Annotated in this window: 12 protein-coding genes; 2 read left to right on the top strand and 10 right to left on the bottom strand. The window is 31.3% G+C overall.

The genetic code is table 11. The features are described from left to right. The first annotated feature begins 54 nt into the window (after positions 1-54). Positions 55-408, top strand: coding sequence for a hypothetical protein (locus tag NZD85_RS00185; protein WP_188319882.1), 354 nt, complete (start codon positions 55-57; stop codon positions 406-408). Positions 409-496: 88 nt separating this feature from the next. On the opposite strand, the gene NZD85_RS00180 is transcribed toward NZD85_RS00185, so the two are convergent. The 4 genes from NZD85_RS00180 to queA are packed head-to-tail and all read right to left on the bottom strand — an operon-like array spanning position 497 to position 4,557. Next, a complete protein-coding gene (locus NZD85_RS00180; protein WP_171622361.1) occupies positions 497-1,429 on the bottom strand; it encodes a polyprenyl synthetase family protein in 933 nt (310 codons plus the stop codon). A gap of 56 nt (positions 1,430-1,485) precedes the next feature. Further along, the gene (locus tag NZD85_RS00175) at positions 1,486-2,439 is read right to left on the bottom strand and encodes a hypothetical protein (RefSeq protein ID WP_260542626.1); all 954 of its coding nucleotides are present in this window, start codon (positions 2,437-2,439) and stop codon (positions 1,486-1,488) included. An 11-nt stretch (positions 2,440-2,450) separates the two neighbouring features. Then, positions 2,451-3,500, bottom strand: a complete 1,050-nt coding sequence (gene rlmN, locus NZD85_RS00170) for a 23S rRNA (adenine(2503)-C(2))-methyltransferase RlmN (RefSeq protein WP_225541794.1) — start codon at positions 3,498-3,500, stop codon at positions 2,451-2,453. Positions 3,501-3,507: 7 nt separating this feature from the next. Further along, the gene (gene queA, locus NZD85_RS00165) at positions 3,508-4,557 is read right to left on the bottom strand and encodes a tRNA preQ1(34) S-adenosylmethionine ribosyltransferase-isomerase QueA (RefSeq protein WP_171622360.1); all 1,050 of its coding nucleotides are present in this window, start codon (positions 4,555-4,557) and stop codon (positions 3,508-3,510) included. A gap of 157 nt (positions 4,558-4,714) precedes the next feature. Between queA and NZD85_RS00160 the strand changes: the two genes are divergently transcribed. Continuing rightward, positions 4,715-5,299 (top strand): TlpA family protein disulfide reductase, encoded by a 585-nt coding sequence (locus NZD85_RS00160; protein ID WP_260542624.1) that lies wholly within the window; start codon positions 4,715-4,717, stop codon positions 5,297-5,299. Positions 5,300-5,404: 105 nt separating this feature from the next. Here NZD85_RS00160 and NZD85_RS00155 read toward each other — a convergent pair whose 3' ends face one another. From NZD85_RS00155 to NZD85_RS00130, 6 genes are all read right to left on the bottom strand, one after another. Next, entirely contained in the window at positions 5,405-6,673 is a 1,269-nt protein-coding gene (locus NZD85_RS00155; protein WP_260542622.1) for an alkaline phosphatase family protein, read from the bottom strand. Positions 6,674-6,801: 128 nt separating this feature from the next. Beyond that, entirely contained in the window at positions 6,802-7,971 is a 1,170-nt protein-coding gene (locus tag NZD85_RS00150) for a thioredoxin family protein (protein ID WP_260542620.1), read from the bottom strand. 122 nt (positions 7,972-8,093) lie between these two features. Continuing rightward, positions 8,094-8,648 (bottom strand): biliverdin-producing heme oxygenase, encoded by a 555-nt coding sequence (locus tag NZD85_RS00145; RefSeq protein ID WP_260542618.1) that lies wholly within the window; start codon positions 8,646-8,648, stop codon positions 8,094-8,096. Beyond that, positions 8,638-10,827 carry an ATP-binding protein gene (locus NZD85_RS00140; RefSeq protein ID WP_260542616.1) on the bottom strand — a complete coding sequence of 730 codons (2,190 nt, stop codon included), beginning with the start codon at positions 10,825-10,827 and terminating at the stop codon, positions 8,638-8,640. Before NZD85_RS00140 ends, NZD85_RS00145 begins: the two co-directional genes overlap by 11 nt. Positions 10,828-10,832: 5 nt before the next feature. Continuing rightward, positions 10,833-11,534: a hypothetical protein gene (locus NZD85_RS00135; RefSeq protein WP_188319875.1), complete on the bottom strand. Its 702-nt coding sequence runs from the start codon at positions 11,532-11,534 to the stop codon at positions 10,833-10,835. Between the two features lie 172 nt (positions 11,535-11,706). Further along, a complete protein-coding gene (locus NZD85_RS00130; RefSeq protein ID WP_260542612.1) occupies positions 11,707-13,593 on the bottom strand; it encodes a S9 family peptidase in 1,887 nt (628 codons plus the stop codon). Positions 13,594-13,710: the final 117 nt, after the last annotated feature.

Here is a 13,710-nt window from a genome sequence, read left to right as displayed (position 1 = left end):
GAATCGGTTTTTTTGTTTTATTTGTAAATAAATATCTTTGTTAAAATTAAAACTATGAAAAAATTAGCACTTACTTTTGGATTACTTTTCGGAAGTTTGTCGTTTGCACAAACAGTAAATGATGTACCGATTAAAGATATAAATGTTGATTATATACAAATTATTGGAACTGGACGAGGTTTGAGCACAAAAATGAATATAAGATTAGATTTTGGTCAAGAAACTAAATCTATTTCTTTTAAAAACGGGCTAAAAATTAAAGATGAAAAAGGAAATACAATCAAATTTAATTCGATGATTGATGCATTAAATTTTATGTCTTCAAATGGATATGAATTTCAATTTGCTTACACTTCGAAAGAAAATGATGACGATGCACTTTATTACATCTTGAAAAAACGAAAGTAAGTTAGAGGAAACTATATCAAACAATATTAGCTCGATAAACGAGCTAATATTGTTTGATATTATTAATTCTTTTGATAAGTGAAGAATATTATTTTTCTCTTTCGATAACGTATTTCACCATAGTTTCTAATGAATTTCGGTATTCAGATTCAGGAAATTCGTGCAGAATATCCAACGCTTCTTGACTGTATTTTTTCATCATTTTTTGCGTGTATTCAATTCCGCCGTTATCTTTCACATATTGAATAATTTCACGCACACGTTTCTTATCGTTGTTGTAGCGTTTCACCGAATTAATCAACCATTTACGATCTTTTTCGTTCGCATTATTGATAGAATAAATTAAAGGCAATGTCATTTTTTGTTCTTTAATATCAATTCCAACTGGCTTTCCAATTGCATTAGAAGTGGTGTAATCAAACAAATCGTCTTTGATTTGGAAAGCAATTCCAACCAATTCACCAAAACGATGCATTTTTTTCGCAACTTCTTCCGAGCAACCAACAGAACGCGCTCCAGCTTCGCAACAAGCAGCAATAAGCGTAGCAGTTTTCATTCGAATAATTTCGAAATAAACATCTTCTGTAATATCCAATTTTCTCGCCTTTTCGATTTGTAATAACTCACCTTCAGAAATTTCTTGTATCGCTACAGAAACAACTTCAAGTAAATCAAAATCTTTGTTTTTAGTCGAAATAATCAACGTCTTAGACAAAAAATAATCACCAACTAAAACGGCTACTTTATTTTTCCAAATAGCATTTAGAGAAAAAAAACCTCGACGCAAAGTACTATCATCTACGACATCATCATGAACCAAAGTTGCGGTATGTATAAGCTCGATAAAAGAAGCCGCACGATAGGTACGTTCTTGTACTTCTCCATTTAATTTCGCCGTTAAAAAAACAAACATTGGACGCATTTGCTTTCCTTTTCTGCGAACAATATAATTGGTAATACGGTCAAGAAGCGAAACATTACTCTTCATTGATTCGAAGAATTTCTGTTCAAACAATTTCATTTCCTCCGCGATTGGAGCTTTAATCAAATCTACCGTGTTAGCCAAAATTTAGTTTTTTAATTCGTAAAATTATTGATGCAATGTATAACTTGCTTAGCGTAAAATTCTTTAAATTTAAATTCTTCACCGCTTACACAAATTTTATTTACTGTTGGTAAAACTGAAATTCCTTCCAATTGTCCCAACTGTGTCGTGAAGCCCAAAGGTAAACTTATTTTTTTAACTTGAAAAGTGAAGAATAATGGATTGTTATCTTTTGGCAAATCGAACCAATTAATAAATGCTAAAGCTTCTTTTGTGTAACCTAATAAATAGATTCCTTTGGTTGGACTTGTTGGGTCAGAATCAATATACGCCGAAGTTACAGCGTAATTTGTTTTGAAAGTTTCTACTTTTATTGCAGCGTGTTTTTGAGAAGTGTCAATCGGAACAACATAATGTGTAGTTGCCAAATTTGACCATTCTTTTGTAAAAATATGCAATTGATTTTGGTAGACAAAAAATGCTTCTGCATCCCAATTCGTCGTCATATTTTTGAACTGAAAAGTTTCTTGTTCAGGATAATAAAATTCAATCTTTTCTGCTTTTAATTCTTGATAAGTTTTAGAGAAATCTATCTTCGATTTTTCGATGAAATAAATGGCTAAATCTCTACGCTTACCCAAATTATTACCAAAATCAGCAAAATAAATTCGATTATCATCTGAAGAAACTTCTTCCCAATCTACATTGGGAGCGTTTGAGATGAAAATTGTATTGATAATCTCCCCTGTTTTAGCATTAAAACGATACAATTCTGGTTTGGAATCAGAATCATTTAAACCCCAAAAAGAAGCCACATTTTTATCTTCTTTTTCATATTCTAAAGCCGAAATTTCGTTCAAGATAGTCGGTAAGTTAAAACTTTCCATTTTATAATCATCGATTGAAATTGTATCGATATTTTCTACTATTTGAGCGTAGGTGAATTTAGTTAGAATCAAAAATAAAAATATGGCTAAATATTTCATTTGATTATTTTTTAATCATTACCAGTCTTATTGGCCAATTGTCCACAAGCTGCATCGATGTCTTTTCCGCGACTGCGACGAACATTTACCACAATATTATTTGACTCTAATGCTTTTATATAATGATCAATTGCTTGTTCTGATGCTTGTTTGTAGATTCCGTCATCAATCGAATTATATTCGATGATATTCACTTTTGAAGGAATTTTTTTACAGAATTTCACCAAGGCATCAATGTCTTCTTTTTTATCATTCACGCCTCCCCAAACAATGTATTCGAATGTAATGCGCAAACCTGTTTTATCGTACCAATATTGTAAACTTTCCATCAAATCTGTCAACGGAAATTTAACCGAAAACGGCATAATTACGTTTCGAACTTCTTCTCGAGCTGAGTGTAAAGAAACCGCAAGATTAACACGTAATTCTTCGTCTGCTAATTTCTCTATCATCTTAGGAATTCCTGAAGTTGAAACTGTGATTCGTCTTGGAGCCATTCCTAATCCTTCTGGTAAAGTTATTTTTTTGATAGCAGAAATTACTTCATTGTAATTTAACAAAGGCTCTCCCATTCCCATAAACACAATATTACTTAATGGACGGTTAAAATAACGTTTACTTTCGTCATCGATTATCACAACTTGATCAACGATTTCGGCAGCTGTTAAGTTACGCATACGTTTTAATTGAGCTGTTGCACAGAATGTACAATCTAAACTACATCCAACTTGAGACGAAACACAAGCTGTTGTACGCGTATCGGTTGGAATTAAAACAGATTCCACAACGTTACCATCATGAAGCTTTACAGCATTCTTGATGGTTCCGTCGTTAGATTTTTGTAGAAGATCAACTTCAACTGGTTGAATCTGGAAAGACTCTCCTAATTGCTCACGTAAAGCTTTAGAAATATTTGTCATGTCATCAAATTGATGGGCATTCTTTTTCCATAACCATTCGTACACTTGTTTTGCGCGGAATGACTTTTCTCCAATCCCTTTGAAATAGTCTTCAATCTCAGCTTGTGAAAGCTTTCGTATATCTTTTTTTGTTGTATTCAAACTTGTCTTATAAGATTAACATTGCATCTCCGTAAGAGTAGAATTTATATCCTTCTTTTACTGCTTCGCTATACGCTTTCATTGTTAAGTCGTGTCCAGCAAACGCAGAAATCATCATAATTAATGTTGATTTTGGTGTGTGGAAGTTTGTAATCATACAATTTGCAATAGAGAAATCGTAAGGTGGGTGAATAAATTTATTCGTCCATCCATCAAAAGCATTTAAATGACCATCAGCAGAAACTGAAGATTCGATAGAACGCATAGAAGTTGTACCTATGGCACAAACTTTTTTCTTCTCATCTATTGCACGATTTACTAAATCTGCTGTTTCTTGAGGAATAATTACTTGCTCAGATTCCATTTTATGTTTAGATAAATCTTCAACCTCTACAGCCTGAAAAGTTCCTAAACCAATATGTAATGTTAATTCAGCAAAATCAACACCTTTGATTTCTAAACGTTTTAATAAGTGTTTAGAAAAGTGTAAACCAGCTGTAGGTGCAGCAACTGCCCCTTCGTGTTTTGCATAAATAGTTTGGTAACGTTCTGCATCTTCTGGCTCAACGTCGCGTAAAATATATTTTGGAAGAGGAGTCTCTCCTAATTCTTTCAATTTTGCACGAAATTCTTCGTAAGATCCATCAAACAAAAAACGTAAAGTACGTCCACGAGAAGTTGTGTTGTCTACTACCTCTGCAACTAATGTATCATCATTATCAAAAAACAATTTATTTCCGATACGAATTTTACGTGCTGGATCTACTAAAACATCCCATAAACGAGTTTCTGCATCTAATTCTCTTAATAAGAAAACTTCGATTTGTGCACCTGTTTTTTCTTTATTACCCATTAAACGAGCTGGAAAAACTTTGGTGTTATTACGAATCATCACATCTCCTTCATCGAAATAATCAATTAGATCTTTAAATTGTCTATGTTCAATTTCTCCGGTATCACGGTGAACAACCATTAGACGAGCTTCATCTCTGTTTTCAGAAGGACGATCTGCTAAAAGTTCTTCAGGTAAAGTAAAATCGAAATCGGAGGTTTTCATTTTCATAATTGTACAATTTTTTACAAATATACAACCTCGGGTACCCCTTTGTCAAGTGAATTGAGGTATTTTATGAAATTGATAACGTTTAAATGTTTATTTTTGGCAGTTAAACTGCTTTACCAAGTAGATTTTATAAATTAGTTGAAATCGACAAATGAAAACAAAACTGCTAATACTATCAATGATTTTTACATTTTTTAGTTGTAACAAATCAGAACAAAAAGTTGAAGAATCGACTGAAATAGAACAAATTGATTCTGTTGCAACAAATGAATCACCAGAAACTGAAATACCAAAAGAATTGGTTAAAGCGCCTGACTTTTCGTTAGCAGACATCAATGGAAAACGATTTGATTTATCTGATTTTAAAGGGAAATATGTCTACATTGATATTTGGGCAACTTGGTGTGGACCTTGTAAAGTGCAAATTCCTTTTATGAAAGAATTGGAAAAACAATTTCGAGGAGCACCTATTCATTTTGTAAGTATTTCTTTGGATAAAGAAAAGGATAAACCTATTTGGGAGAAAATGGTAAGAGAAAATCAGATGTCTGGCGTACAATTATTTGCAGGAAGAGAAAACAATTTTGGCTACGATTATCAAATACAATACATTCCAACTTTTTTAATTTTAGATAAAGAAGGAAATATTATGATTGATAGTGCGCCAGCACCAATGGATTATCAAACAGGAGAAATAAACCAACAATTAGTTGATATTTTCAAAATGATGAACTAAAAAAAGCTTCCAAAAGGAAGCTTTTTTTAGTTCGTTGAATATTTTAATATTTAATTATTTCTAATAATTTTTAACAGAAGAAAAAGTATTGAAATATTTTGCGAATTACTTTACCAAAATTTTATTGGCTAATTGATTATTTCCATCAATTTTTTCTGTAATTGGTAAACCTAATAATTTAGCAATCATTGGATATACTTGCGTATTAGGAAAAACTTTAATCTCTTTTCCAGCCTTAATATTTGGTCCCCAAGCCATAAAAGTTGATTTCATTTCTGGTGTTTCTTTTACATAAAATCCGTGCGAACCTTTTGGTGCATTTTTATTTGCAAAATAATTTGGTGCATGCGCAATCAAAATAATATCACCAATACGATTGTATCGATCATTTTTTGCATCAAACTGATATTTTTTTGGAACACTTGTAGTTTTATACACCTCGAATTTATCGTTTTGTGTTGCTTTTAATTCGTTGTAAATCGATTCAATATCATTTTTATCATTTACAAATAAACTAACATACGAACCGTTTGAAGCGACTTGCATTTTAGACTCATCGATTTTTATTGGTAATTTCAACGGATTTTCGTTATCAATTCTTGTCATTCCATGATCAGATACAAAAACAAAATTTACGTTTAACCCAGTTTTTGCAACTTCATCATTCAATTTCTTAATCGATTCATCTACAAAACGAACTGCATCCCTTGTTTCAGGAGCATCTGGACCAAAAGTATGTCCAGCATGATCAACTTCAGGAAAATAGAACGTAATCAAATGAGGTCGTTTATCCGCAGGTAACTCTAACCAATTTACAACTTGTTGTACTCGAAAATCAATCGGAGATTTTTCTGAATATTTATAAGAATAAGTGGGTAACATTCCATTAATTGGCGCTTCAGAACCTGGCCAATAGTAACAAGCTGCTAACATATTATTCTGTTCTGCAAGATTCCAAATTGGCGTTCCACCGTACCACTTCGGATTAATAACTGCATTTCTGTTTCCTAAAGAATAACGTTCTCCCGACTCTCTATCTAACATATTATTCCCCACCAAACCGTGATGAATAGGAGTTAAACCTGTTACAATTGTGTAATGATTAGGAAAAGTAACCGAAGGAAAAGATGGATACATTGCATCTGCTTTTACTCCTTTTTTTGCAAATTCTAATAAATTCGTAGCGCCATGTTTTTCTGCATAATCATAACGAAATCCATCTGCTGATATCAAAATCACATAAGGTTTTTCTTGTTGTTTGATATCATTAACACGATTTTCAAGTACAATTTGAGGTTCAATTTCTTGTGCATTTGCTGTAACAGAAAAAGTTAAAACAATTGCAGAAAATATACTAAGTATTGTTTTTTTCATGTTTCAAATTTAGAACGTTTTATGCTTAGAATGAATTAAAAAAATGTCATTTTTTTTTCGAAAAAGTATAAATAAAAAAATCGTTACAATAATGTAACGATTCTGATAGAATTATACCTCTAATTTGATTATAAACTTTCTAATAATTTTTGAGTTCCTTCAAAATCTTCTCCTTCAGCTTTTGCCAATTCGATAGATTTTGTTGCCCATTTTTTAGCATTTACTTTGTCGCCAGTTTTACTATATAAATGTGCTAAGGTATCGGTATTGTGATAACCTTGGTCCTTTTTTACTGATTCTTGTGCCCATAAAATTGCTTTTTGCAAAGCCCCTTTATCAGTTACATTTTCATAAAATCTCCACGAAACAGAATTTAATTCGTTTGCATCAACAGCAGATACGTCTTTGTATTTTTCTAACATCAATGATTCCCACATTGCATAATCTTTTTTACTATAAGCAATGTTTCCTTTAATTGAAACTAATGCCCGCTGAGCCTCTTCTTCTGTTAAAAAATCTTGAGCTTGTTTTAAGAATTGTGTTTCATCTAAGGTTTTTGAATCCTTATTATAGGTTTTTTTATAAACATTTGATAATAATAAATTATTCTCAAATTTTGTGTAAGCTGCAGGAGTAATCACTTTCTCGATAGCTGCTTTTCTTTCTTTGTAAATTTTATATGTTGGACTTTCAATTGAACTGATTCCATATTGAAGTAAAGCAACATCGTCTTTTGTCAACTCTTCTGTTTTGTTTACATTATATAAACGAATTAGTGCTTTTTCAAATAAATCTCTATCAGCATAAACCGCTTTCATCACAAAACTTTTCAAAAATTCTGGATCATTATCACCATCCTCAAAACGTTTGACAAGCGATGCCATTCTTCCTTCTGGGTTAAGTGCATCTTTACCGAATTGAATAAAATCTTCCTCTTTTACGTACCCCATTGTTCGATGTACCTCGTTTCCATCTCCATCAATAAATAAATATGTCGGATATCCTTGAACTTTAAATTTTTTAGCCAATTCAATTCCTTCCCCTTTTTCCATATCAATTTTTACATTCACAAAATTTGCATTGTAATAATCGCCAACCGTTTGCAAAGGAAATATATTTTTCACCATTAACTTACAAGGTCCACACCAAGCGGCATACGCATCTAAAAAGATTAATTTATTTTCTTTTTTTGCTTTCGCTAAAACCGTTTTAAAATCTGATTCTTCAAATTTCATCCCTGTCTGACTAAATGAAAATACACTAATTACAAGCGCTGTGAGTGTAAGAATTTTTTTCATACTTAATTGTTTATCTTATTGGTGTCTAATATAAATATTCTTACGAAGAATAAATAGAAAACTGAATAAAAAAACAAAACCTCTTTTTTTAGGTTAAAAAGAGGTTTTGTTTAGAATTATATTTATGCAAAGCTAATCAGATCTTCGTATGCTTTTTTTGCACCTTCAAAAACTTGTTGTTGCTCATTTTCTGTTGTAAATTCTTGGTCAATGTAAGCAATAAAAGTTTTCCAGATTGAACCAAGATTTTCACCATAATGTCCAAAATAATTAAAGCTTTTATGTTCTAAAAAAGGGTATTTTTTTAGTGTTTTTGCAATCACATTCCCTCCAAGCATCGATCCTTCGATTACATAAAGTGCTCCGATAGCTTCTGCTCTATTTTTTAACTCAAATTGCTTATTTACTTGTAATTCATTTATACCTAATTCTTGTAAATCTTTTTCGATTAAAGGCAATTTATTCAATTTTGTTAAAGCCAAATTTTCTATATCCTTATCATTCAATAAATGTTTAATCGAATCTTCATACGATTTCAGAAAAACGTGGTTAACCTGCAACATTTTAAAATAATTTTTATCTGTAAATGTGCCATTAAATAATTTGTGAGATTCTAATTTTTGCTCAATTTCTGCGTGATAATTTGCTGTTTTTTTCTTTAAATAATCAGATAACATCCGTACATTTTTTAAACGTTAATACAAAAGTTGTTCCTTCCCCTATTTTACTTTCAAAAGATATATCTCCATCCATTCTATTCATCATACGATGTGCAATCGCCAATCCAACTCCATTTCCCGAAATATTTCCAGTATTTGACATTCGACTAAACAATTGAAACATCTTTTCATGATCTTCATCTTTTATTCCAATTCCGTTGTCTTTTACTTGAAAAACGACATGTTCACCAGCTATTTCTGATGAAATATTAATTTTTGGATGTGATTCTAACGATGAATATTTTACCGCATTACCAATGATGTTCAAAAAAACTTCATAAAACATTGTTTTATCTGCTAATACATTATTGATATGTTCTACTACTACTTCTGCATTTGTTGATTTGTAATACAATAATACATCACGCACAATCTTCTCAATAATTGGTTTTGTCTGAATGTTAGATAATTCAATTTCGGATTTTTTAGCCTTACTCAAAGCCAATAAATCCTGCATCATTTCTGCCATTCGATCAATTTCTTTCACTACGTTTTGTAATCGATCATTCTTTATTTCATCGTCTTTTAAACTTCGTTGAAGCATTTGACAATTTAATTTCATGACAGATAAAGGTGTGCGCAAATCGTGAGAAACAGTATAAGTAAACGCATCTAATTCATCATTTATTTCTTTCAACTGTTCGTATAAACTATGAATTTTGAAGGATTGTAAATGAAGTGTTTCAATAATTAATTTCACGACTTCTTTTGCAACATATTTCTCTTTTTCTAACCAAATAAACGATTTATGTTTAATTTCTTGTTGCAAAATTTTGAACGATGATTTAGAAGATGAATACACCACTTCTTTATCATCTATCACAACAATTTTGTCGGTTTGATTTGAGTTCCCTACCCAATTTAATTTTTGCAATTGTTCTTTTTTAAACCAAATCACAAAATGCTTAAATCCTTGTCCCAAAAAACCACACATTACACCGGCGGCTTTTACACTTATATTTAACTCTTTTCCATAATCAACATAAAAAGAATTTGATGAAAATAATTGAGTCGGATGATTATACATTGCCCAATCTCTTATTTTCAAAATCTCTTCAATTTCTGGAGTTTCACCTTCGTAATACACCTTCCCAAAATTAACCAAAGCTATTCCATCGGCTTGGGTTAAATGAAGAACTTGAGTTAAATAAGTATTGATTGAATTTTCTATATTTTCCTCTGTCAAAAGATTTTCTTTAAGCTTTATAGCAATTTCATTAAATTGATTTTGAAATTTTAATCGCTCATTTGACTTAAAATTGACATACGTCAATCTACCTAAACGCGTCAACAACTCACTTTGCAAACGAATTTGATTGGGTATATATTTTGGCTCTGTATTCTGACAAATAACAATTCCCCACAATTTTTCATTCATAATTACAGAAACTGAAAAACTTGCAGAGCAATCCGAATTTCGAAGATACTTGATATGTTCCGGTGAAAGTGCTCGAACAGATGAATATTTCAAATCAATTTTTTTATTTTTTGCGCTCAATATTTTAATCTGCGGTCCATTTACATCTGAAACCATTCGACTTTTCTTCTCTAAATACAATTCTTTCATCTGATCAGAAAAATCAAACTCTGGGAAGTGTAATCCCAAATACGAACTTAAATCATCGTCCTTTTTTTCGTTAATCACAATTCCGCTTCCATCTTCAAGGAATTGGTACAACATTACACGGTCATAACCTGTCAGGTTTTTAATTGACAGAATTAAGTTGTCCCAAGTTAATTCGGTCGATTTTGCATAAAGAATCTTTTCAGAATATTTATAAAAATCTAATCTATTTTCTAAAGTTTGTAAGTTTTCTAACTCAATATAAATATAGTCGTTTGTATAAAAAGTGGTTACATCATACTTTTCTGAATTAATTTCTATATGAGAACGATAAAACTCACCTTTTTCGAGTGCTAAAACGTCATTAAAGTTGATTTCGAAATTGTATAATTCAGCGATATTTTTCCCTAAAATTTGATTAGGAGAAATTTCAAAAACTTCGGTTATATTTTGAGAAGCAAACTCAATTTCACTCGTTTTTTTATGGATACCAATTAGATAGCCAAAAGATTGAATTTCATTGAGAAATTGAGGAGCCTCTTCTTCATCGTTTTTGATAATTTGGTTGATCATAAAAATTAATCTTCTTGCTTTCTTAACTTTAAAATATAATTTTCTAACTCTAACTCATCTGTGTCAACCAATTCAAAGTCATTATAATGCGCTAATTGAGATGTAAAAAACTCAACAACTTTATTTTTTTCAAGAGATGGATGTACTTTAATTCCATTGAATTTTATGTTCTTCATGTACACATAAAAATCATAGTCGAAATCAGTTTCTCCTAAATGTGTATTGGCAATTTTTCCTTTCCATTTGATATCAAAAACACCAAATTCTTCTGTATCTAAAAATGTAATTTCGTGTTGTGCAACGGTATCATTCCCTAACATCGAAACACCAAAGGCTAATTTTTCTGGTTCATCAAGATTAATCGGAAGTGGATCAATTTCGAATACTTTATTATTGAGCTGATTAAAATCTAATTGCTCATTATTCTCTATCTTAATTCCCTTATTGTTCCAATATGTGCTCGAAATAATGGCATGATCATAATTGATCCAAAGTTGTTTTGTAACATTTTCTTGCGAGATATCGTCTATTTCATCTAAATCGTCTTTATATTCCTCTTCTTGATCGTAATTATCAGATTCTAAATGAAGATCCATCCATAGATCAAAATTTTCATCAAGGCGAGCACTCCAAACAAAATCTATTACTTTGTGTCCGTTTGTAAATGGGCTATTTGAAAAGTATATTTTGTTATTTTCCTTACTCATAAATTGGGGTTTGACTTCTGTTTTTGAATTTACAACGATTATTCTATTCTGCAAAATTTTAAAAAATAATTGGATTACTTATTGAATATTGTCATTGATTTTCAAACAAATAAAAAAGTGCAATTTCTATAGAAATTGCACTTTTTTATTATTTGATATGTTTATAATTGAATTATAACGTTTCTTTTAACCATTTGAAAAATTCTGTATGCCAAATGATTGAATTTTGTGGTTTTAACACCCAGTGATTTTCTTCAGGGAAATAAATAAAACGAGATTTAATTCCTTTCAATTGTAAAATTTGATAAGCCTCTTGTCCTTGTCCCATTGGTACACGGTAATCGTGTCCTCCAACATAAATCAACATTGGTGTATTCCATTTATTGACTAATTCGGTACTACTTGGATCAAATTTAGTATATGTTTTTTGTGCAGCTTTATTGTTCGTTTCCCACCAAGCACCACCGGCATCCCAGTTTGTAAAGAAAATTTCTTCTGTTGTACCGTACATTGATTTCAAATCGAACACACCATTATGCGAAATAAATGATTTGAAACGACCTTCGTGAATTCCTGCTAAATAATAAACAGAATATCCTCCGTAAGATGCACCAACAGCTCCACGACGATCTTTATCAACATATGGTTCTTTCGAAATATCATCAATTGCTGCTAAATAATCATCCATTACTTGTCCACCCCAATCTTTCGAAATTTGCTCGTTCCATTCTACTCCATGTCCTGGCATTCCTCTACGATTAGGCGCAATCACGATATAACCTTGAGCAGCCATTAATTGAAAATTCCAACGAGGAGAATAGAACTGAGTTAAAGCAGATTGTGGACCTCCTTGACAATATAATAAAGTTGGGTATTTTTTATTTGGGTCAAAATTTGGCGGATAAATTACCCAAGCATGCATATCTTTTCCGTCTGTCGTTTTGATCGTTCTTGCTTTTACATCACTCAACGCAATGTTATCAAAAATGTCTTTGTTTTCGTTTGTCAATTGTGTTAACGCTCCAGATTTAAGATCAACTACATATATTTCTGCTGCATGATTGATATCTGTTTTTGTTACGACAGCCTTATTCCCTACAACTTCTTTAATATCTGCTATATCAAAATCACCTTTTGTAATTTGCTTGATGAAAGGCATCTTTTTCATTTTGAAGTTGACATCAACTTCAAATAATTGAACAGTTCCTTCAACTGGTGCATTGAAATATATTTTTGTACCATCATTACTCCATTTGTAATTTTGTACAGTTCCGTCCCAATGTTTTGTAATATTTAGTTCAAGATCACCACGACGAACAATTAAATCATTTTTATCCGCTTCGTAACCATCACGCGCCATACTCAAAAAAGCGAAATCTCCTTGAGACGAGAAGCTTGGTGTATTGTCATACCCCATTTTTCCTTCTGTGATATTGGTCGTTTTCTTTGTTGTTAAATCGTATTGAAAGATATCTGTGTTTGTGCTCAACGCATAATCAGTACCAAATTTCTTTTTAGAAACATACAACACTTTTGTCCCATCTGGTGCCCAAACAAATTCAGAAACTGAATACGGTTCATCTTTTAAAACATCAATCTTTGTTGCATTTTCTTTATTTTCTGACACAAATAAATGTTCAAAATGACCATCGTTCCAAGTATCCCAATGTCTATAATTTAACTCATTGTAAATCTGCACATTTGATTTGTCCATTTCTGGATAATAATCTGACCCAAAAACCTTTTGTAATTTAACCTTTTCTGTTTCAGCTTTGTATTGTTGAGATTTATTTAATGAAACATCAGCCAATAGTGTTTTGTAGTCTTCAATTTCTGAAGCTTTACCACCTGCTAATGAAATCATATATGTTTTTGACGTGTCTTCTTGTGTTTTAACGTCTGTAGATGTTACTTTGTAAATAAGATTTTTTTGATCTTTTGTTACTCCAACTGGAGAAACTTTTTTTACTTGCCATAGCAATTCTGGCGTCATCACTTTTTGTCCCATTACTGTCGTCGTCATTAAAATACTTGCGACTAATATAGAAAATCTATTCATGTTAATTTTATTCAATTTCCTTGTAAAAATAACAATTCTTTATTGAGAAAGGTAAATATTCCCCATAAAAAAAGACATCATTCAATACAAAATGTATACAAATGATGTCTCCGCTAA

Origin of the sequence: Empedobacter stercoris, assembly GCF_025244765.1 — a bacterium.
Classification (GTDB): Bacteria; Bacteroidota; Bacteroidia; order Flavobacteriales; family Weeksellaceae; genus Empedobacter; species Empedobacter stercoris.
This window is presented reverse-complemented; position numbering and strand designations above follow the sequence as displayed.